Genomic DNA, 20,470 nt, shown 5'->3' with positions numbered 1-20,470 from the left:
CCACAACGGTATGCTAAGAACAAAAATGCCGTTCACTCTTAAGTGAACGGCATTAGCTCAATAGAGCTGCTTTCTAAAATGCTTTACTGAGAAACCTAGCTGCGCTTTGGCTGTCTGTAAGTTTTACCGGCAATTTGGTATGTGTCTTTTTGCTTCAATTCAAACATCGTTTCAAAGAACCAAGCTGCAAATTTGATTAAGTCATCGCCTTCATTCATAACATGTTCGATGTACTCTTGCTCTTCGCCTTGTTCATTTTCTTGAAGCGTCACGTGGTAAATACGCTTTTCGCCTTCCACTTCAGCAAGTGCAAATTGACCAGTCAGTGATGCAGCAGCCTCAGCGACTTCTGTATCCTCATTGGATTTCAATAGCTCAAGCGCTTGAGGCAGGCCATCTAGTGCGCAGATAGCTTTTACCAGTACTTCAAATTCATTTTGCTGCATTTTGTTTTTACCTATTCAATGGACCGAAGCATTGTAGAAAACCATCAGCACAAATACAACGTATTAACGATGGTGCGTTAAACGATAGTGAATTTAGTGTTTAGCTATATTCCACTTCAACAGTATCGCCTTTGTTGTTCATTTTGGTTGAAGACCAAAGCACTCCGCCCATGGCTGCGCCAATAATGAGGTAGAACACGCCTAACTGTTGATGAGTCGTGACCCAACTCTCTACTAGATACCCACCCAATAAACCCGCTAAACACATCTGAATAGAGCCCGACAATGCCGATACTGCGCCCGCTTGCTTCTTATGAGGTTCTAATAACATGCTGATTGATAATGGGAACGAAATGCCTTGTGCTATCGCCAACCAAGTAAACGCCCAAACCAAGTTAAAGATGGATAACTCATGAGTAAGAAGCCAAGTTCCCGAAGCCAAAATAATCAAAATCGCAAGGCTCATCAATTGCGGAGTGCTAAACCTACGATTGAGCAAGTTCAAAGCAACGCTACCGATCAGTAAGCCTGCCGAAGGGACAATCATCAATGAACCATACTCAGCGGCGGTCAACCCCAATTGCTCTTGCATTAAGAATGGGAACAAAGATAACGATACCAAACTCGCCATATAACTCATCCAGTTATAACTGGCGCTGCTTATCACTTGGCGATTCGTTAACAAGCGTCCGTAGTTCTTTACCACTTGGCTGACTTCAAAACGGCTCTTCCCATATGGCAGAGTTTCATGCAACACGAAGTAACCCAGTGTGAATATCGCCAGTAAATACAATAGAACGAAAAGGAACACCGCCTGCCAACCAAGGTGGAATGAAATCCAGCCACCAAATACAGGCGCGATGATCGGCATAATCGACGCGGTGATCGAGATATAAGACAACGCTTTGGTAAGCTGTGAACCATCATAGCTGTCACGAAGCACACTTCGCCCAAGAACCGAGGCACTGCCCGCCCCTAAACCTTGCAGCAAGCGACCAACTTCTAGCGCCGTCATATTGTCAGAAAACACAACACAAACGACTGTACCAATCAAATAAACACCCTGACCTAACAAGAAGATAGGTCTTCTTCCCACCGCATCGGACATCGGTCCGTAAAATAGCTGAGACAAGCCAAAACCCACCAGAAACAGCGTGACGAGAAGCTGTACATCTACTTGAGTAGCACTTAAATCAGAAGCAATTAACGGTAATGCTGGCAAGTAGATGCTCACACCCACCTGCCCCGTAGCAATAATCATCATTGCTAAGAGTAACGGTGTTTTTTTAAAGGTCGATTGGCTCAAAAAATTCCCTATTCGTTTGATATTTGTTCATTAGACGAGTTTACATTCAAAACCAATAATTGATAATTAGCTAAATTGGAATTTTATTAAGTCCCAACAGGAAATAATATGGATTGGATTCTTAACGTAAAAAGCTACGTCAGAGTAGTCGAAGAAGGCAGCTTCAATGGTGCTGCTCGAAAGCTGAACACCACCAGCTCGGCGATCAGTAAAAGAGTGAACTGGTTAGAAGAGCGCATCGGCACCCAACTGTTAAAGCGTACCACGCGATCAATTAGCCAAACCGAAGCAGGTGCGCTCTTTTACCTGCGAGCCAAGGATCAGCTCGACAATTGGCAGTCCATTATTGATGAGACTCGCTCGGTTAACCAAACCCCAGCAGGCCTATTAAAGATTGGCGCTACGATTGCGGTTGGCTCTAAGTTTCTGGTGCAATACATGGACGACTTCTTAGAAAAGTACCCTGATATTAAGGTACAACTCATCACCACTACGCCCGGTCAATTACCCGAGCTTGGCTTGGACTTGGTAATCAGTCGTGAACTAGAACAACTCAACTCATTAAGCTTCAAGAAAACACCGCTGTTTGAACACAGAGCCAGCTTCTATGCAGCACCAAGCTATCTTGCCAAACACGGCTACCCCACTTGCGAGCAAGATTTGGAGCAACACAACTCGTTAATTTGGGGAGAGCGTCCGACCCGTGAAGTAGCACTCACCAAAGGGCAGCGAATAACGTTAAACGGTAACTTTGCGACCACTAATCCAGAGGCTTTGTTTCATGCTGCGAAGCGAGGAATGGGCGTACTGTTAACCATCAAAGCGATGATCAAAGAGGATCTAAAGCAAGGGACATTAGTTCCAGTATTGCCAAATATTACCGCCGACGAAGTGATGGTTTACGCGTACTACCCTAAGCTTGATTACTCGCACACGCGAACCAAGCTCTTTTTGGACCATCTGAAAGACAGGCTAGACAAAGAGCGTAGCACGCAAGCTCTGTGAAATAAGTCACGTTTTAATTTGAAAAGTTATACAACACGGTCAATAATAAACTTGACGCATATAGATTATACAAGTTCGCACATATACAAGATAATACGTATACCGCTTACACAGTGAATCTGGTTAACTAGGGGTGGTGGCTATGACTCAACATACGCACAATAGCATGATAGACACAGAGCGCATTGGCCGTTTGCTGAAATTGGAAGGTATCGACCTTTTAGAGTCAGCTGTGCTTACTTTACATCAGACCTTTGATACTCAATACACTAGCATCATTGAGAAGAAGTACTTCCCTGACCAAACCGTTCCTTTGGTGATCGCCCATTCTGATCATGTATTACATGACAAAATCAATGCGCGCCATGGTCACATCTACCAACAAGCCGTCAATCAAAGACACCCAGATTGCTCATTTTCTCAGTACATCGTCCAGTCATTGCCAACATCGGCATTTAGGCAGGAAATCACCTCACAAAACTCCATCGCGATCCCGACTCAAACTCAAAGTGGCGAAGTGATGGGCGTGCTGTTTTCAACGTTCACCTCGCCTCTTAGCCCTGATCAGCAACAAGACGTGGTAAAGCACCATCAATTGTTCGCCGACATCATCATCCACACCTTGCGTGAAATGTGGTTTAACGATCGTTCCGAACAACTTGTAAATCAGCTTAGTTATGAGGTGTCACACGACAGCCTAACCGGGTTACTCAACCGAAGCTGTTTATCAGATACCTTAGAGTCGATTACTCAACAGAGCGTCACTCCTTTTACATTGGCTTTACTCGATATCAATAGCTTCAAAGCCATTAATGATATGCACGGTAATTATATTGGCGACAAGGTGCTGCAGTTTGTCGCAGAAACCTTGCGGAGAACCTTACCCGAAAGCAACCTGACTTTCCGGACTGCTGGCAACGAGTTCGCCTTCATCACCTACCATTCTGATCCGATAGCCGTGTGCGAACAAATACTGGCCAAAATTAAGCAGGGCTACAGTAGCGTTGATATCAAGATAGATTTCGACGTCAGCATCGGTATTGCCAGTTCGGATGGAGACAACAAAGACGTTGAGCAAATCATCTTCAATACCAGCTTGGCGCTTAAAGAGTGTAAACACAGCCAAGATACTCATATTCAATGTTATGACACTCACTTAAGAGTTCGTTACCAAAGAAAAACCGAGCTAGTCGCAGCGCTACGAAGTGAGCTGGAAAACCCAATTTCACAAAGCTATATCCCCGACAGCAATGGAATGTACGTAGTGGTACAGCCGATTGTGGGTCAAGGTGAAACGCAATGGGAATATTTCGAGGTACTGACTCGCTGGAAAACCGCCAGACATGGAGACATCTCACCCGTAGAGTTTATTCAAGTGGCAGAAGAGTCAGGGCTGATTGTCGAATTAGGTGAACGCATTATTGAATTGGTGTGCCGCGCTAAAACCACACTAGAGCAAGGCTTGGGCTACAAGGTTAAACTTGGAATCAACTGCTCTGCGCACGAGCTTACTGATTCGAAACGTTATATATCCTACCTGACTCGAACCATTGAACAGCACCATTTTAAGGCGAATGAGTTTGTTATCGAGTTAACCGAAACCGTTCTGTTATCGCCAACACAAGAGACAAAATCCGCGCTTAACTTTCTGAGAGGACAAGGCTTCACGATTGCACTCGACGACTTTGGTACAGGCTACTCCAGTTTGAACTACATCCACAGCTACCCTATCGATTGCATTAAAATTGATGCGACCTTTATTCGAGACTTGTTAACTAGTTCGACCTCAGAGAGCGTAGTATGGCTGATTGTTCAACTGGCCCATAGACTCGATGTATCTTTGGTTGCGGAAGGTGTTGAGAAGCGTGAGCAATTAGAAAAGCTGCACGCGATGGGATGTGACAAGATCCAAGGTTACCTCTACTCACCTCCAATGCGACCTGAAGCTATCGTTAGCTATGTCGCGCACTCAGAGCCTTTAGTTTAAACCCTTACCGAACCTTCTATTGAGAACTAAAAAGCCGCAAGAGCATCACTTAACACTGACTGTGCTTTGTGATGCTCTTGCGGCTTTAAAACAGTTTAATGGCTAGCTACTTACTAACATTATTAACCATTGCTAGATTGCGCGTTTCTAACGCTGCCTTCAATAGCTTGTCGGCTTCATCTCTCGCGGCTGTGAATGTCGCTTTTTCCTTTTTAGGCACAGAATCGGCCATTGGGATATTCGCTTTCATCGCATCAACAGGGCGACCACGTTCGATCAGTTCATAGTGCAAGTGAGCACCTGTCACTCGACCCGTTTTACCCGATAGGCCAATACGTTGACCACGAGATACCGTTTGTCCTTTACGAACAAGGATCTTGCTTAAGTGCAAGTAGCGCGTTTTATAAGTGCTACCGTGTTGAATCACCACATAGTTACCCGCATAAGGGTGTTTACGCGTCATAATAACTTTACCATCACCCGTTGCTTGAACAGGTGTGCCAATTGGTGTCGCGAAATCCGTACCGTTGTGCGGTGAAATGCGGCCAGTCACAGGGTGTAGACGTTTAGGGTTAAACTGAGAACTCTGACGCCAGCTGCTGCTTACAGGATAACGTTGGAAAGCACGTTGTAAGCTATCGCCATTAGCATCGTAATATTGTCCGTCAGTGTGTAAGTATGCTGACACAACGCGGTTACGATTCATGATCTTAATCGCTTCAATTTCACGTTTTCCGGTTGCAACACCATCAACATATTGCGCTTTTTGAAGCACTTCAAACTGATCGCCAGCACGTAGGTCTCGGCTAAAGTTCAGCTTATCTTTAAGAAGAGTCACAATATGGTCAATCTCAAGACTGCTCAGGCCAACCTTGTTCGCCGACATAGAGAAGCTGCCTTGAATATCACCCACTAAAGGTTTTTGCTTCCACTCGCCCGGAATAGAGATATCTTCAAACTCGTATGTACCATCTTCAAGCAGTCGGTAAACCACTTTATCTGCAACACTAAATTGAAGTTCCATTTTGGAAAGGTCGCCCGTCGCTTCATCACGCCAAAAACGCAATGTGTTACCTGGGCGAAGCGTGTCTAACGCAAGGAAGTTTAAATCGGTTTCCATCACGCTCATCATCGATTTGTAAGAAAATCCAAGCTGAGTGAAGATGCTACTCAAGTTATCGCCCGTTTGAATTTGATACTCAAATGTCGGCGGCTCAATAACGGTAACAGAAGATGGTGACAGAATTGACTCAATAACGGTTGAGTCGGGCAAATCAAGATCGATCGTTTTCGTCAGATCCGATTGTGACGATTGCAAAGCAACACCAATCACAGCAATAAGTGGCAGTCCCAAAATAGCTACTTTTTTTACAGGTGAAAGCTCAGCAAACGGAGAGGGAAATATTTTTGAATACACGGTAAACAGGTCTTTCTACGATATAAAGGCATAGGATATGCTTTTCAAACGCATAAATCATCAATGCATTGTCATAATATGATGTGAATCTTCCCAACTTAGCCTAAGTCATTGAGTTGCCGTAGATGAAGAGCCACTAGATAAGAAATAAAATTAACCGCTAAATTTAAAAATAAAAAAGCAGAAACGGCTAGTTTCTGCTTTCTATTGGTTGACGTTATTCCGTTTCGAATAATTAATAAACGAAGTGAATTAGTCGCTGGTTTTAAGAAAAGATTATGCGTTTACCGTCGACACTAGGCAGTTGTCTTCACCAAATTCATTTGGGATGTAACGATCGGCATTCGCATCGTTCACCCATTGTTGGTCATCAACTAGGTAGCGGAATTGAAACTCGCCATCTTTAGGTAGACGAGTTTTAAACTTGTAAACCTTCCCTTTGGCCAGTTTTTTCATTGGGGTGGCTTTCCAATCAAGAAAGTCAGCAACGATGGATACAGAGTTCGCTTCCTGAGCTTCTAGCTCGAAGGTCACTTCAACTTCATCTTTCGTCTTAAAAAAACGTTTATTAATCATTCGCAAGCTCCATTTGTAATAATAAGCGGACACAAAGCTAACTGTGTCTAAATTTCATTCATCTAACTAAGATAATATGTAATTTGGCTCACATAAACAACAGATCCTTACATTCACGAAAACGTTATTGCTTACCAATTGATTGCGTATCAAAAGAAAAACTCATTAACACCTTTTCAGAAGGGGGTTCTGCAAATGATTGTTCCGCAGAATGCTGAGTAAAGCCGATAAAACCTTCCCCAGTAAGTTTATTCTGTGATTGCGAACCTGGCTGCTGAGCTACCTCCAATGTCTGAATTTGTATACGATCACCCAGTAAAAGTTGGTCGACTAACACCACACGGCTTCGTTGCTGGTCATGCTTAAACAGGCCTAGATAATAGAAAACACCGCTGCCTTGGTTAGATATCCACATCGGCGCGACAAAGAAACTCGCCTTGCCCAGCGTGGCGGCTGAAAGATTATTTGTGTCTACCGTTACCACACCGCGCTCAACACCTGAGTCATAGCGTCCAAACGCGATGGCTCTAGGCTCATCAACTTCATTGATAAAAGCGTAGGCGTTAGTCTCAGGAACTTTAATTGTCCATGGATTGGTCGTCTTCAAATCAAAAACGGTTTCTACGACTGGGTCATAACTCACTTGAGAAGAAGGAAACTTCGCCAAGATCTCTTCATCACTTAAGCTAAAGCGATAAATACCCGCTACTATCACAACAACCAGCATGACAATTGGAATCAGTAGAATCAGAGGGATAGGTAAGATTTTCTTTTTCATGGGCAATTATATTCTTTTGTTTTCATCCAGTTGTGCAGACCATAAAGGGCTTTAGTATAATTATCAATACAGGGTTAACCAGAAGTGGAGCATGGATGGATATCAATCATATTAAAGATAGAAATATCAGAAGTTGCGAATGCCGCTGTGGAGCAGTCAACCTAGTATGCCGAGGTGAACCTCAACGTACATCTGTCTGCCATTGCTATGAGTGTCAGAAACGCACCGGAAGTGTGTTCGGCGTTCAGGCTCGGTTCCCAATAGAACAAGTTACACTCAGCGGTGAAGTGACCTCTTTTTCACGCATCAGCGATACGGGTAATGAAGTCACCTATCAGTTTTGTCCCAAGTGTGGCACCACCATGCTTTTGCAGTCGGTTGCCGCCGCTGATTTTTATATCGTCCCGCTCGGATTATTTAAAGAGCAAGACTTCCCACTGCCGAGCTTTTCGGTTTATGAAGAACGCAAACACGGTTGGGTTAAGTTCGACCACCAAATGAGCCATTACAACTAGTTCGTCATTGAGCGTTATCTTTATCTCGTTATTGACCGTTATCTTTATATAGCAACAGTATTAAAACAAACTGCAATACTGTTGCCTAAGATCAAATATCAACGCTTCACAGCGCTAGCGTATCTTTTGTCTAGCGTTATAATCTTGCTCCTCTATTTAACCCAGGGTGAACCACATGATTTCTAAGTTACCTCGCTGGGTTGAATACGGCGCCCTTTTGTTAGCTGGTCTTGCTGGCAGTGTTAATGCTATCGGCTTACTTGGCTTCCAACATCAAGCTATCTCCCATATCTCCGGCACCATGTCTTTGCTAGGCAGTAGCCTGCTTACACCGACCTCGGCTTCTGTTCACCTCCTATTGGTGATCATGAGCTTCATGTTAGGTGCGGCGTTCAGCGGGTTCTTTATTGAAAACCAAGCATTGAAGTTAGGACGCCGTTACGGTGTTGCACTATGTATTGAGGGTGGATTGCTGTTTTTGGCGCTGTGGACACTGTTACAAGGCTATACTTCAGGTCAGTATTTCGCTTCAGCCGCGTGTGGTTTGCAGAACGCGATGATCACCACTTACAGCGGGGCGATCATTCGAACAACACACATGAGCGGGATCATTACCGATCTGGGGATCATGATTGGCGCTCGCTTAAAGGGGATGCCTTTTGACCGTCGTAAAGCCAAACTGCTGATGTTCATTGTGGTTGGCTTCCTGTTTGGCGGTTTAAGTGGCGCTTGCCTGTTCCAACGCTTCGAAATCTTGGCATTGGCTTTCCCTGCCTCTTTTGCTTTCATTATTGCGTTTAGCTACTGGTTATACTTGACCTATCGAACTGAAACTCCAATCAATTTATAAATATCTGGCAAAATAACCTCAAACTACGTAACATCCGCAACACTTTATTCTAAACTCTTAATACGTTGCAGAATAACCAGCATGAATATTTAGCGATATTTTATGAATAGTATTGCAAGCAATATTAATACTGGGTAATCTTGCACCCAATGAGAAAATACGGACGTTTAGTGAATAAAAATGCCAAGGATGTGGCTTTTTTACGTGTAGAAATTCGAGAACAATAACATGTCTAACAACACGAATACTGCTCAAACAGAGAAATCTAAAGGCAGTTTCTGGGTTTTCTTAATCCCATCATTGATTGGTTTATTCCTTTTCATGGCGCCAATCAGCTATCAAGGTGATCTAACCATCCCTGTAGCTATCTTAGCCAAATCAATTCAAGCGGTTTTCGGTGAATATCTAGTCCCTATCATCACTGCGATCGTTGCTTTCATGTCTGTAGCTTCAGTTTTAAGCACCATTTTTAAGCCTACATTCATTACATCAAATTCATTTTTAAACGGCCTTTTCAACCCATCTCCACTGTGGTTGCTGGTTCGTTTAATTGGTGGTGCTGCAGCCGTTATGGCTTTTTTCCAAGTTGGCCCTGAGGTTATTTGGGAAGAAAATACTGGTGGTCTGGTTCTAGAAGGCCTGCTTCCGACACTGTTCTCAGTATTCATCTTTGCTGGTTTGCTACTTCCGCTTCTACTTAACTTTGGTCTACTAGAGCTGTTTGGCACGCTACTAAGTAAAATCATGCGTCCAATCTTCAACCTACCAGGCCGCAGTGCTATTGACTGTATGGCTTCTTGGTTGGGTGACGGCAGTGTTGGTATCCTGCTTACAAGCAAACAGTACGAGAAGAAATTCTACACTCAGCGTGAAGCTGCGGTTGTTGGTACGACTTTCTCAGCAGTATCTATCACATTCAGTCTTGTGGTTATTGCTCAGGTAGAACTAGAGCACCTGTTCCTACCTTTCTACGCAGCAATCTGTTTAGCGGGTATTGTGGCAGCGGTGATCATCCCTCGCCTTCCACCACTAAGCATGAAGAAAGATACTTTCATTGATGGCAGCAAGCCGCACAAAGACGCTGACGCGATCCCAGCAGGTCACTCAACGTTCTCTTGGGGTCTTGAGCTAGCGGTAAATAAAGCATCTCAAGTAAAGTCGGCTAAATCTGTATTTGGCGAAGGCGTTCGTAACGCCGTAGATATGGTATTTGGCGTACTGCCTGTTGTTATGGGTTTAGGTACAATGGCACTGGTTATTGCGGAATACACGTCTGTGTTCTCAATCCTAGGTCAGCCTTTCATTCCATTCCTAGAGCTACTTGGTGTTCCTGAAGCGGTTGCAGCATCTGAAACGATTGTTGTTGGTTTTGCGGACATGTTTATCCCAGCAATCCTTGCGGCTTCTATCGACAACGAGATGACTCGCTTTGTTATTGCAGCAATGTCGGTAACTCAGCTGATCTACATGTCTGAGGTGGGCGCTCTACTTCTAGGCAGTAAGATTCCAGTGAACATCTTAGAACTGTTTATTATCTTTATTCTACGTACGTTAATTACGCTTCCAGTTATCGCTGGTGTAGCGCATCTAATATTCTAAATTAGATACTACTTATGTAACTCAATAAAGATTCAGTTTATAAAGCCTCACTTTTGTGGGGCTTTTTATTAGCACAAATATATACACAGCATTATTTAGAGTTCAATCAATTTATAAGTTCTGTATATCACTTGATTTCATATCATTTATTCAACCCAACTCTTGTTAATAGAAAACTGAACGCATAATCGTCAAATTAATACATTCTTAATCCCTCCTTAAACTCTGTCTAGCCCCATTCCCCAACTCATTGAACCAAATACTAAAAGTAACAAATATGTGATTTAGTGAATTTTGTATTGTTTATGTTGTTGTATTTTTGCAGTCTATTTTGTGAAATTACATTCAAGTAAAACCCAATCTAGTCGATATATATAATTACAAAAACACGATTAACTTTAGTCTTCGCAAAGCCTGTGAGAAGGGGAAAACTCAATGAAATTTAGCCATAAGGTGGTTGCTGCATCATCAGCCTTGCTGCTAGTGACAGTATCATTGCTTTCAATACAACAACTTTACACTGTAAGAAGTGCAGTAGAAAACCACGTCAATGCGAGCCTGAAAGAGATGGTCTCGGGCGTGAAAAATACCGTCGTATCGGAGATGAACGCCAAGAAAGCGTTGGCTCAATCGACGACTGAAGTCATCGAGATCAACCCTGAAGATCGCGCTTACGTTAAAGAAATCTTAGAAAAGCCAAAGCTTAAAAACAGCTTCCTAGCGGTTGGTTTTGGTTATGAAGCAAACGGTTTCGTTATTGAAAATGATGATGGTTGGGATGCCGGTCCAGACTACGACCCACGAATTCGTCCTTGGTACATTGATGCTAAATCCAAAAACAGTTTAGTTGTTACCGCTCCTTATGTGGATGCATCAAGTAAGAAAGTCATCATATCAGTAGGTACTCCAGTTAAAGACAACGGCCGCTTTACTGCGGGTATGTTCTACGACCTAGAATTGACGAACCTTGCTACCTTGGTCAACCAAGTGAACTTGTTTGATGCGGGTTACCTGTTCCTAGTAACAGCCGACGGCACCACGATTGCTCACCCAAATGCGAAAAACAACGGTGAAACGCTATCAAGCTACATGCCACAAGCGACTATTCGTGAAGGCTCTCAAGAAATTGAAGTCGACGGCAAAATGTTCCTAGTTAATTTCACCCACATCCCTAGTGAAGATTGGTATATAGGTGCCATCCTGGATGAAGAGATCGCGTTCCAAACCGTTGAAGAATTGAAGAACAGCTCAATGATCTACTCGTTGATTGCAGTTATTCTCAGCATCATTGCACTGACTGTTCTGATTCGTGTGTTAATGCGTCCACTGGATGCGCTTAACCAAGCCATTCAAGATGTGGCGAGCGGTCAAGGTGATTTAACTAAGCGCCTAGATACCAACACAGACCAAGAGTTCTCTGACCTAGCGAAAGGTTTCAACACCTTTACTGAAAACCTGCAAAATCAGATCATTCAATCGAAAGCGATTGGTGTTGAAATTAAGCGTGGTACTGAAATCACGGTTAAAGGTGCAGGCGAATCAGCGAAAGCGATGAATACCCAACTGGAAGAGCTTGAACAGTTAGCGACTGCAATGAACGAGATGGCGGTTACTGCAACTGAAGTTGCAAACAATGCTCAAGGCGCAGCAGCGGCAGCCCGTGAAGCAGACGAAGCAACGCTAGACGGCACATCTGTCGTAAGTGACACCACTCAAGCGATTGATAACCTTTCAGCACGTATCGACCAAGCGGTTGCCGAAGTACAAGTACTTGAATCAGCAACAGCCAACATCGAAACAATTCTAAAAGTAATCAACGATATTGCAGACCAAACCAACCTACTGGCATTGAATGCGGCTATTGAAGCGGCGCGTGCTGGTGAATCAGGCCGTGGTTTCGCAGTCGTTGCCGATGAAGTTCGTACTCTGGCACAACGTACTCAAGAATCAACTACGGAAATCCGCAACATGATCGAGCAGCTCCAAGCGGGTGCAAGCTCAGTATCGAACGCGATGAACCAAAGTAAAGACACAGCCACTGACGCCGTTGAACGCGCTCAGCAAGCGAACTCTTCACTTGACCGTATCCGTGACGCGATTCAACGCATCTCAGATATGAACATCCAGATTGCTTCAGCGGCAGAAGAGCAGAGCTTAGTAGCGGAAGAGATCAATAACAACACTGTTAAGATCAAAGACCTTTCAACACAAGTATCAACAGCGGCCCAAGAAGCGAATACCGCAATGCAGCAGCAAACTGACAATGTTCGCCAACAAGACGAGCTATTGAATAAGTTTACGGTTTAACCAAGGTTTGGCTCAGTTGCCGTTTGGCTGAGTCGCCATTTGGTTTAGTTACCGAGCAATAGCTTAAAATAAAAAGCCCCGATTACTGATTGCCAGTAAGCGGGGCTTCTCTTTCTAGTCTATCCAAGTTAACTCGTGACAGGCTTCAATTCATTCGTCGTTAACATCATACATTGGTTCGATTCCACCTTGATGGTTAAATCCTTACCAACACATTCAAACACATCATCCGACAGTAAATCGGTTACCGCACCAGTCCAATTTAATGAGGCTGTTTTGCTTCGCTTCGACTTGTTGATCACCACAATGCCTTTATCGCCACGGACAAACACCAACAAATCATCATTCGCTTCAACCACACGCATCGCTTCGCCATGAACATGGTTATGGAATTGAATCATGCTTTTCATGTAAGGCGCTTGCCAGTCGTTAAGCCAACGAGGCTGACCGCTCTTGTCCAGAATACCGCTGGTGCTCAGTTCACTGTAAACAAGCGGCACACCGCCGTCTCGACCAAGAATGAAAGCATGAGCCAATCGCTCATCCACTTCATCCATCACATGCTCCAAAAACACCTCGTTATTGGGAATATCATGAGTGACCGCAAACGTGATCGCTCGCATATTCGACAGAGCCTGACCAAAACAGTATGGGTTAATCAAAGACTTAAAGCTGCCCTGCTCTTCAAATGCTTTGAAGATGGTGTTGAACAACGGGAAATCGTAAGCGCCTAAGCGAGTGTGTTTAAGATAAGGCTCAAGGAACAGCTCATACTCTTCTTCTGTCGCGCCGCCATCGGTAATGATCTCACCGAAGATGTGCATTTCTTCGCAGATGTCATCCGTCCACACCTTGCGTAGGTGTGCCAGTGTCATATGCTTTGCCGCATCAATGCGAAATCCTTTCACACCAATCTCTTTCAGTGCTTTTAGGTAGGCTCTTTGTTGTGCCACCACATTATCGTTATCGAGTAGCGTTGGCAGGCCAGGATCGCTGGCGCCACCGGTAATACGCCCGTTTTGCACTTCCCACGTGTCTTTCCAGTTCTTGATACCAAACGCTTCCACGAAGTCGTTCTCATCAAAAAGAGGCTCAGAAAGGTCACCAAACAAACGTATGGATTCATAATAGTCAGCATCTTTTTGATAAGACGCCATGTCTTGCTGATTGGGATACGTTAGATCACCGCGGATACCCGATTCGTTGGCCATGTGGTTAAACACCACATCCACATAAGTACGAAGCCCATGTCGCTTTAACGTGTCGACCATCGCTTTAAAATCTTGTGTGTCACCCAACTGATTATCGATCACACGATAGTCTTGGGGCTGATAGCGTTGCCACCATTGAGTACCAGAATTTCGATCGCAACCTTTAGGGCCGCGCAGCGATTTCATCGCCGGTGATACTAAAACAGATTTATAACCCAACTCTTGGATCAGTGGGGCGTTCTTCATTACGTCAGCGTAGCACCAGTCAAAGGCATGCAATATGACATCTGTCGCTGGTTTGCTTAACATAGCTGAACTCTCCATGTTGTTCTCCTACCAAACTCGTTTACAGCTTTTTAGAAAAGGCAAAGGCTAAAAGGCAAAGCTGCAATAAATTTCCTCAAGAATGGCATTTATTATATGAGTTACTCATTAAAAACCCTCCTCCTCCTACCAATTACTCACGGTGGATGGTTGAGGGCGTAGCACCAATTATCGCATAACGTCTGGGATGAACACTCAACCGTAGTGCTTTAAAACGCTCACAAAAGTCACAAAAAAGGAGCGTATATACGCTCCTTTTATTCAATCTAACACATATTTATAACTAAGTTCTGTAAAGAACCTTCACGACGTGCCAGCCAAATTTTGTTTTCACAAGGTGTGGTACAAGCGTCTCGCCAGAGAAACAAACCTTATCAAACTGAGGCACCATTTGACCTTTTTTGAACTCACCTAGGTCGCCGCCCTTTTTACCAGATGGACAGGTTGAATGTTTCTTCGCTAGCGTTTGAAATTTAGCGCCCTTTTTAAGCTGCGTCATGATGTCTTCTGCTAGTTCTTTATGCTTCACCAAAATATGAAGCGCTGCTGCTGTTCTTGCCATGATAATTCTCAGTTTGTTGCTGCCAGTTTACTTACGACGATTACTTAGAACATCGCGAATGAACTGACTGTTGTAAATCTGTTTGCCGCTAACGGCTTATCGACATAAATTCATCGACAGCCAGCGTTTAGCGTGATTTTAACCCAAGAACCGCTATTCTTCACTCTATAACCGAAAACAACTGCCTTAAAGGCCATTAAAAACCGCATCGCGACTTGCTGCGGCTTCCATTTCCCTTTAAATTAATCCTTATAAATTAAGCGCGTATTAAGTAGGAGCCACTTATGGCCAAACCGATCAGTAAAGCGAGTCAGTCACAGGGAATGTTGATGTTCAAGTTGTCCCTCACTCAAAGTTTTGCGATTGGCACGCTTAAGGTCAGAGAAATCGTCCCTTTTCAGCCGATGACTCAGATCCCCTACTCCCATCATCACGTGATTGGTACAGTGACTATCCGCGACCTTACAGTTCCTGTGATTGATATGTCCGCTGCGATTGGCTTCCGTCCGATAACACCCGCTGAATACCAAGATTGTGTACTCATCGTTACTGACTGTTTGAGAACAGTTGTGGCGTTCTTGGTTCGTTCAATTGATAAAATCATTGAATGCGACTGGAAGAGCATTGAATCTCCACCCACCAGTGTGGGTCGCAATGTGTTTGTAACGGGTATTACACGTTTTGAAGACCGTATTGTGCAAATGCTCGATGTGGAACTGCTGCTTTCTAAGATCTACCCAGCTTATGAGAATGCTCATATCCCGATGCTGACCGATGTAGAAAGGGAACGCCTCAAAGCATTGAACATCTTATTAGTGGATGACTCTTTGATTGCACGTAAACAGTTATCTGATGCCTTAGACAGCATCAACATCCCTTACAGCATATGTAACAACGGCTTAGATGCCATCGACCTAATGCGACGCCAAGCCAGCGCTGGCAATGCCATTGATCTTCTGGTGAGTGATATCGAGATGCCGGGATTAGATGGTTATGAGCTTGCATTTGAAGTGCAAAACGACAGCGCTTTAAGTCACGCTTACTGTATTTTGCATACCTCACTGTCCAGTGAGATCTGTGTCGACCGTGCTAATCAGGTGGGGGCGCATGAAGCGCTTGAGAAGTTCAACGCGGGTGAATTAATCGAAGCTATGCTACGCGGCGCAAAAGTCTTAAACGGCGCCTCTACGGCTGCTTAGGCTCTGTTATAGAAGCTAAACCTGGCATAGTGCTCAATGGTTTAGCTTCTTAGTCTCTTCTTTCTTCAAATCTTAATAAGAATAGAGCTAACCGTTAGTCTTTGTTTTCTGGCATAGACTTTTTCGGCATAGAGTAGCTCTTACTCACAAATTCCACTTCCTCGACTTCATTCACATGATTGGTAAAAGAGGCCAATGCATAGAGAGTGTTCGCGACTAGGTTGGCGTATTTAAAAAGAATCGGGTCTGGCGACTTTTTGCTTTCATGATGTTCAATACTCACCAAAGCTCGCACAACTTTCTTAGCCTGACAACGACACAAGTGAAGTTCACTAGACACTCGGTGTCCACCGGGTAAGACAAAGCCTTTAACCCCCCCTTCTAACTGCTCACGGATACGATGATAATCTTGTTTGAGCTCGACCAATTCAGACTCGGTGATGGCAAGCTTACCGCGCACAGAGCCATTCAAATGGTAGATGTTTGGCTGCAAGCGTTGCAGGATCTCACGAACCTGAGGCTCTAGCTCTAAAGACAACACCAATCCAACTCGGCAACAAAGTTCATCCGACAAAATCTCAAAATCACAGATAGGACTGTCTTCATAGATAAACGGATAACAAAACTCGTCCCAATCTCGACTTACTGGTTTCACGTACCGATCCTTACACATAAATAGTCATCAAACGTCAATATACCAAACTCTTTGATTTAGACATAAAAAAGCCCTCACATTGGAGGGCTCCTAAAGAAATCGATTAAACGAGATTACTCGTTAGATACTTTTTTGTGACCTTCTTGTAGGTGAACGAAATCCACCAGATCGTCGCCTGACACTTGGTATGCCTGACCAAAGCCTTTAACGAACAGGCCGTTCTCAGCTTTAAGGTTGAACAGAGAGAAGTCTTGAAGTTGGCTCAAACCATCAATGATTTCACCAAAACGCTCTTGCATCTGGCCGATCACTTGAGTCCAAAGTTCCGTTTCACGCTCAACAACACTTGCTTGAGCATCAAACGTTAAACGCTTACGTGCGTAAAGCTGCTTCGAGCTCTCTTCGTCTTCAATCATCATCAAAGAGACCTGAGGGTTCGCTTTCAAGTTACGAGCATGACGAGCAATATCAGAAATTAGAACAAAGTAACCTTCTTGGTTCTGAACGAACGGTGCGTAACTTACGTTCGGGCGACCTTCTTCATCAACCGTTGCAAGCTGAAGGGTACGGCGCTCTTGGCGAAACTCTTTAATTTCTGGACCAAGGCGACCTTGTAGACGTTCTTGTTTTACTTGCTGTTCCATGGGTAATTCCTTTCTTCACTTTCTCTGATTTATTATTTTTGCCCGAGGTTGAGCGATCATTAGCGAACTAAACGATCCTCGAGCATTGATGTCTTGTTTAAGCCAGTTGGCAACCCTATGTAAGATTGCTGCTGATTGTTTACTGTAGATCGTACTTAAGCTTGTTCTTTTAGCGCTTTGAAGCGTTCTACTTGGTCGACAATAAGCTCACGCTTTTCGTTGCGGCCTAGGTAAATCTTAAAAATGTTCTCACCGGTTTCACTGAAGAAGCCGAAATAATGGCTTTCACGACCCATGAACGCCTTGCTCACCAAACCGATATGTTTAACGTTATCCAGTTTTAGGTGGCCATGAAGCTCGCCCTCTTTGCCCATCAGGTTGTAGTAACCACGCGCTACTTTACCTTTCGGGAATGGCGCTTTTACTTCAAAGATAGAACCAAACGAATGCACGATAGTGGTCACAGGGCCCCAACCCACTAAACCTTCTAGAATCTCCTGAGCACGGCTGCCATCTAGCATTACCGCCATGTCGTTTGGAAAAGCAGCAACCACTTCAACTTCTGAAACACCTAGCTTCTCAGCAATTGCTGTTGGCAGTAGTTTTGGCTCTTCTTCTAAAATTAGAGCTACGCGTTGTTCTAGAGTTTCTGTCATTTCTAATGTTGTATCTGTCATTGAATATGTTCCGTATAAACGAGTAAGTTATAAACTAAAAATTCGATATTAAGCGTGCTTCAAACTTGCATGCGGGTGTACGCCCGAACCTGATGCTTTAGGCGTAGGGTGCATGGCTTGGTATTCAGCGTTAAGCACTTGAATTACACTCTGCGCTAGGCTTACCGCCCAAAAACTGCCAGCAATAGTCAGGCTCAGATAATCTTCCGAAAGCTCAACTAAACCGTTATTTTCCCAATACGCGAACAAAGGCTTGAGGTAGTCGAACGTGTCTTGTCCCATAAAGCTCGGTAGCGTACTTCTTCTAACAACACCAGAATCGAAACCTGCCTTTAATGTTGAGAAGATAGGCTCTAATGAGCTTTGCTTAGTCATCATGGCAATAGGTAATTGACCTTGCTTTATAGACTCCATGTAGCTGTCTAAAGTTCGATGTTGCATCACACCATGGCCACCAATGTTGCCACCAGCGCCACAACCAATGGGTAGAACTTCGGCATAAGTTTTCGCTAAGCTGTTGTAAATGCTGCGTTCGCGGTTATCACGAGTCCAGTGGTTTACGCTCAGTTGCTTAACCTTATTATTTGCCATGAACTCCACACCCGCCAAATACATGCTCGCCTTATCTGGCGTATTCGCAGGCGGTGGGATTTTTCCTTTCTCAACAAGATTAAGCATAGGTGCATTGCCCGCAACAATCAGTTGGTAGAGGTCAATGCCGTGTGCGCCAGTAGACATGTAGTCTTCTAAATCTTGTTGGAACACTTCCATAGATTGGTGTGGTAATCCGTATAACAGGTCAAGAACGATTGGCGCTTGTTCTGTACGGCTCAGTGAACTGATACGTTCCAACACAACCTCTCGGTCATCTAGGCGCTTAGCACTACGTCGAACCTGAGTATTGAAACTTTGAATACCGAATGAGAAACGATTGAAGCCACCTTCAAGCGCACGATCAAACATCTCGTCACCAAATCGATTGATGCGCCCTTCCAATGTCATCTCAACATCGTTTGCTAGTGGGAAATATTGACGAATCGCTTTACCCAGCTGTTCAACTTGCTGAGGTGACAAATCGGTGGGTGTTCCGCCACCAATATAGACGGCGTGAAATAGTCCAGACTGAGCCCAAGGTGTTTTGGCTTTCTGCTTTAGCTCGACCATCAGTGCGTCGAAATACTCATCCACTAATTTACGGCTTGCGGCATTTTGGAAGAAATTGCAGAACGTACAACGCACGCGACAAAAAGGGATATGGATATACAAGCAACGCTTATCCTGTTTTTTCCCTTCACTCAGCATCAGTTCATCAAAGAGTTCTAACTTCTTACTGGGGTCGACCGGAATTGAACTTCCTCCGGCGTGTGCAGAATGCTTTTTCGCAAACGCAAAACGAAGCGGATCAGGGCTAGAAATGCCCAAGATTGATTCGTCAAATTTATAAATATTAAGACTCATATAATCTCTCTAAACACTTACATAGCAAAGTCTGGAAGACTATTCGCTAAAAACTGAGAGAATCATAAATACACGTAAATGATAATGCAATTGATAATTGATCTTATTTAGGTTCTAAGCAATAATCCGATACAGAATTTTGATTTGGTAAAGGATTGATTGTGAACGTTCCTAGATATGTTATTGCAGGCGGTGCATCGTTAGTGATTCATGCCGCGTTGTTGTTTGTCGCTCAAGAATCCAAAGTATTTGCGATGCCTGCAGGTAGCCAATCGAACACGGTATCGATCAACTTCACTCCTAAGAGCGTTCCTTCACAAGCTCAGCAAAAAACAATCACAGAGCCAGTTAAACCTGAGCCAATAAAAGAAACCGTCTCACAAGCCGAACCAAAAACGGTTGAGCCAAAGCAAGCTAAGCCAACCCCAAAGAAAAAAGCGATCACCAATAAACCTCAACCAAAGAAAGTTGAGAAAAAAGTGATTGAGCAAAAGGTTGTCGAGAAGAAGCCGGTTCAAAAGAAACCAGTAACTGAGAAAAAGGTAGTTAAGAAAGAACGCCCAAAACCAGCCACTCAACCAGAGAAACTGGCCGACAAGAAAGTCGATAAGAATATGGACGAATCTGCCAACCAGCCTCAGGAAGTAAATCAAGGCGTATCAAACCAAGAGCCGGTTTTGGTCACTAAACCTTCGTTCTCTGCGCGTCCTACCCCACCGAATTACCCTCGCCAAGCAAGACGCCGTGGCGTTGAGGGTGTTGCAACGTATGAGATCTGGCTAGACGCTGAAGGCAAACAAATTAAACAAGCATTAGTAAATTCATCAGGCGCGCTAATGCTCGATAACGCCGCATTAGATGCCATTAAACAATGGAAATTCTCACCTCACACTGTCAATGGTCGAGCGATTGCTCACCGAGTACAAATACCTGTTCGTTTTAGGTTGGATTAAT

The 20,470-nt window shown here is 44.1% G+C and carries 19 protein-coding genes; 8 read left to right on the top strand and 11 right to left on the bottom strand.

Annotated features, from left to right (window positions below):
• Nucleotides 1-95: 95 nt before the first annotated feature.
• Together AB6F11_RS11345 and AB6F11_RS11340 are read right to left on the bottom strand one after the other, a co-directional pair.
• Entirely contained in the window at nucleotides 96-446 is a 351-nt protein-coding gene (locus AB6F11_RS11345; protein WP_017057980.1) for a hypothetical protein, read from the bottom strand.
• Nucleotides 447-546: 100 nt separating this feature from the next.
• Nucleotides 547-1,752 (bottom strand): multidrug effflux MFS transporter, encoded by a 1,206-nt coding sequence (locus AB6F11_RS11340; RefSeq protein WP_104216191.1) that lies wholly within the window; start codon nucleotides 1,750-1,752, stop codon nucleotides 547-549.
• Nucleotides 1,753-1,860: 108 nt separating this feature from the next.
• Between AB6F11_RS11340 and AB6F11_RS11335 the strand changes: the two genes are divergently transcribed.
• Together AB6F11_RS11335 and AB6F11_RS11330 are read left to right on the top strand one after the other, a co-directional pair.
• Complete coding sequence (locus tag AB6F11_RS11335) at nucleotides 1,861-2,757, top strand: LysR family transcriptional regulator (RefSeq protein WP_017068382.1); 897 nt, start codon at nucleotides 1,861-1,863, stop codon at nucleotides 2,755-2,757.
• 142 nt (nucleotides 2,758-2,899) lie between these two features.
• Nucleotides 2,900-4,744, top strand: coding sequence for a bifunctional diguanylate cyclase/phosphodiesterase (locus tag AB6F11_RS11330; RefSeq protein ID WP_104216192.1), 1,845 nt, complete (start codon nucleotides 2,900-2,902; stop codon nucleotides 4,742-4,744).
• Between the two features lie 106 nt (nucleotides 4,745-4,850).
• Here AB6F11_RS11330 and AB6F11_RS11325 read toward each other — a convergent pair whose 3' ends face one another.
• From AB6F11_RS11325 to AB6F11_RS11315, 3 genes are all read right to left on the bottom strand, one after another.
• On the bottom strand, nucleotides 4,851-6,161 hold the full coding sequence (locus AB6F11_RS11325) for a peptidoglycan DD-metalloendopeptidase family protein (protein ID WP_104216193.1): 1,311 nt from the start codon (nucleotides 6,159-6,161) through the stop codon (nucleotides 4,851-4,853).
• Nucleotides 6,162-6,437: 276 nt separating this feature from the next.
• Nucleotides 6,438-6,737, bottom strand: coding sequence for an isoamylase early set domain-containing protein (locus tag AB6F11_RS11320; RefSeq protein ID WP_009845720.1), 300 nt, complete (start codon nucleotides 6,735-6,737; stop codon nucleotides 6,438-6,440).
• A 124-nt stretch (nucleotides 6,738-6,861) separates the two neighbouring features.
• Nucleotides 6,862-7,515 carry a hypothetical protein gene (locus tag AB6F11_RS11315; RefSeq protein ID WP_017064322.1) on the bottom strand — a complete coding sequence of 218 codons (654 nt, stop codon included), beginning with the start codon at nucleotides 7,513-7,515 and terminating at the stop codon, nucleotides 6,862-6,864.
• Between the two features lie 32 nt (nucleotides 7,516-7,547).
• Here AB6F11_RS11315 and AB6F11_RS11310 point away from each other — a divergent pair, with 32 nt between their 5' ends.
• From AB6F11_RS11310 to AB6F11_RS11295, 4 genes are all read left to right on the top strand, one after another.
• A complete protein-coding gene (locus AB6F11_RS11310) occupies nucleotides 7,548-8,030 on the top strand; it encodes a GFA family protein (protein WP_170926836.1) in 483 nt (160 codons plus the stop codon).
• A gap of 175 nt (nucleotides 8,031-8,205) precedes the next feature.
• Complete coding sequence (locus tag AB6F11_RS11305) at nucleotides 8,206-8,880, top strand: YoaK family protein (protein ID WP_104216194.1); 675 nt, start codon at nucleotides 8,206-8,208, stop codon at nucleotides 8,878-8,880.
• A 228-nt stretch (nucleotides 8,881-9,108) separates the two neighbouring features.
• A complete protein-coding gene (locus AB6F11_RS11300) occupies nucleotides 9,109-10,479 on the top strand; it encodes a YjiH family protein (RefSeq protein WP_017064319.1) in 1,371 nt (456 codons plus the stop codon).
• A gap of 435 nt (nucleotides 10,480-10,914) precedes the next feature.
• On the top strand, nucleotides 10,915-12,786 hold the full coding sequence (locus AB6F11_RS11295; protein ID WP_017062748.1) for a methyl-accepting chemotaxis protein: 1,872 nt from the start codon (nucleotides 10,915-10,917) through the stop codon (nucleotides 12,784-12,786).
• Between the two features lie 128 nt (nucleotides 12,787-12,914).
• Here AB6F11_RS11295 and AB6F11_RS11290 read toward each other — a convergent pair whose 3' ends face one another.
• Both AB6F11_RS11290 and ppiC read right to left on the bottom strand, forming a co-directional pair.
• Nucleotides 12,915-14,321 (bottom strand): alpha-amylase family glycosyl hydrolase, encoded by a 1,407-nt coding sequence (locus AB6F11_RS11290; RefSeq protein ID WP_017062749.1) that lies wholly within the window; start codon nucleotides 14,319-14,321, stop codon nucleotides 12,915-12,917.
• A 283-nt stretch (nucleotides 14,322-14,604) separates the two neighbouring features.
• A complete protein-coding gene (gene ppiC / locus AB6F11_RS11285) occupies nucleotides 14,605-14,886 on the bottom strand; it encodes a peptidylprolyl isomerase PpiC (protein WP_258185064.1) in 282 nt (93 codons plus the stop codon).
• Nucleotides 14,887-15,167: 281 nt separating this feature from the next.
• Between ppiC and AB6F11_RS11280 the strand changes: the two genes are divergently transcribed.
• Nucleotides 15,168-16,082: a chemotaxis protein gene (locus tag AB6F11_RS11280; protein ID WP_017062751.1), complete on the top strand. Its 915-nt coding sequence runs from the start codon at nucleotides 15,168-15,170 to the stop codon at nucleotides 16,080-16,082.
• A 94-nt stretch (nucleotides 16,083-16,176) separates the two neighbouring features.
• On the opposite strand, the gene AB6F11_RS11275 is transcribed toward AB6F11_RS11280, so the two are convergent.
• The 4 genes from AB6F11_RS11275 to hutW form a co-directional block, all read right to left on the bottom strand.
• On the bottom strand, nucleotides 16,177-16,737 hold the full coding sequence (locus tag AB6F11_RS11275; RefSeq protein WP_017062752.1) for an ATP:cob(I)alamin adenosyltransferase: 561 nt from the start codon (nucleotides 16,735-16,737) through the stop codon (nucleotides 16,177-16,179).
• A 113-nt stretch (nucleotides 16,738-16,850) separates the two neighbouring features.
• Complete coding sequence (hutZ, locus tag AB6F11_RS11270; protein ID WP_004731858.1) at nucleotides 16,851-17,381, bottom strand: heme utilization protein HutZ; 531 nt, start codon at nucleotides 17,379-17,381, stop codon at nucleotides 16,851-16,853.
• A 155-nt stretch (nucleotides 17,382-17,536) separates the two neighbouring features.
• Nucleotides 17,537-18,058, bottom strand: a complete 522-nt coding sequence (gene hutX / locus AB6F11_RS11265) for a heme utilization cystosolic carrier protein HutX (protein WP_102393912.1) — start codon at nucleotides 18,056-18,058, stop codon at nucleotides 17,537-17,539.
• 48 nt (nucleotides 18,059-18,106) lie between these two features.
• Nucleotides 18,107-19,516 carry a heme anaerobic degradation radical SAM methyltransferase ChuW/HutW gene (hutW, locus tag AB6F11_RS11260; protein ID WP_102393913.1) on the bottom strand — a complete coding sequence of 470 codons (1,410 nt, stop codon included), beginning with the start codon at nucleotides 19,514-19,516 and terminating at the stop codon, nucleotides 18,107-18,109.
• Between the two features lie 161 nt (nucleotides 19,517-19,677).
• Here hutW and AB6F11_RS11255 point away from each other — a divergent pair, with 161 nt between their 5' ends.
• Complete coding sequence (locus tag AB6F11_RS11255; protein ID WP_017062754.1) at nucleotides 19,678-20,469, top strand: energy transducer TonB; 792 nt, start codon at nucleotides 19,678-19,680, stop codon at nucleotides 20,467-20,469.
• Nucleotide 20,470: the final 1 nt, after the last annotated feature.

This window comes from Vibrio sp. 10N.247.311.14, assembly GCF_041467715.1.
Classification (GTDB): domain Bacteria; phylum Pseudomonadota; class Gammaproteobacteria; order Enterobacterales; family Vibrionaceae; genus Vibrio; species Vibrio crassostreae_C.
The sequence above is the reverse complement of the archived record's forward strand: the minus strand, read 5'-3'. Positions and strand labels throughout refer to the sequence as shown.

Excerpts from the sequence above, each read along its gene's own strand:
- hutW (WP_102393913.1), bottom strand. The coding sequence starts at position 19,516 with ATGAGTCTTAATATTTATAAATTTGACGAATCAATCTTGGGCATTTCT.
- AB6F11_RS11330 (WP_104216192.1), top strand. The coding sequence starts at position 2,900 with ATGACTCAACATACGCACAATAGCATGATAGACACAGAGCGCATTGGC.
- AB6F11_RS11335 (WP_017068382.1), top strand. The coding sequence starts at position 1,861 with ATGGATTGGATTCTTAACGTAAAAAGCTACGTCAGAGTAGTCGAAGAA.
- AB6F11_RS11345 (WP_017057980.1), bottom strand. The coding sequence starts at position 446 with ATGCAGCAAAATGAATTTGAAGTACTGGTAAAAGCTATCTGCGCACTA.
- hutX (WP_102393912.1), bottom strand. The coding sequence starts at position 18,058 with ATGACAGATACAACATTAGAAATGACAGAAACTCTAGAACAACGCGTA.
- AB6F11_RS11290 (WP_017062749.1), bottom strand. The coding sequence starts at position 14,321 with ATGGAGAGTTCAGCTATGTTAAGCAAACCAGCGACAGATGTCATATTG.
- AB6F11_RS11300 (WP_017064319.1), top strand. The coding sequence starts at position 9,109 with ATGTCTAACAACACGAATACTGCTCAAACAGAGAAATCTAAAGGCAGT.
- hutZ (WP_004731858.1), bottom strand. The coding sequence starts at position 17,381 with ATGGAACAGCAAGTAAAACAAGAACGTCTACAAGGTCGCCTTGGTCCA.
- AB6F11_RS11315 (WP_017064322.1), bottom strand. The coding sequence starts at position 7,515 with ATGAAAAAGAAAATCTTACCTATCCCTCTGATTCTACTGATTCCAATT.
- AB6F11_RS11280 (WP_017062751.1), top strand. The coding sequence starts at position 15,168 with ATGGCCAAACCGATCAGTAAAGCGAGTCAGTCACAGGGAATGTTGATG.
- AB6F11_RS11320 (WP_009845720.1), bottom strand. The coding sequence starts at position 6,737 with ATGATTAATAAACGTTTTTTTAAGACGAAAGATGAAGTTGAAGTGACC.
- AB6F11_RS11305 (WP_104216194.1), top strand. The coding sequence starts at position 8,206 with ATGATTTCTAAGTTACCTCGCTGGGTTGAATACGGCGCCCTTTTGTTA.
- AB6F11_RS11295 (WP_017062748.1), top strand. The coding sequence starts at position 10,915 with ATGAAATTTAGCCATAAGGTGGTTGCTGCATCATCAGCCTTGCTGCTA.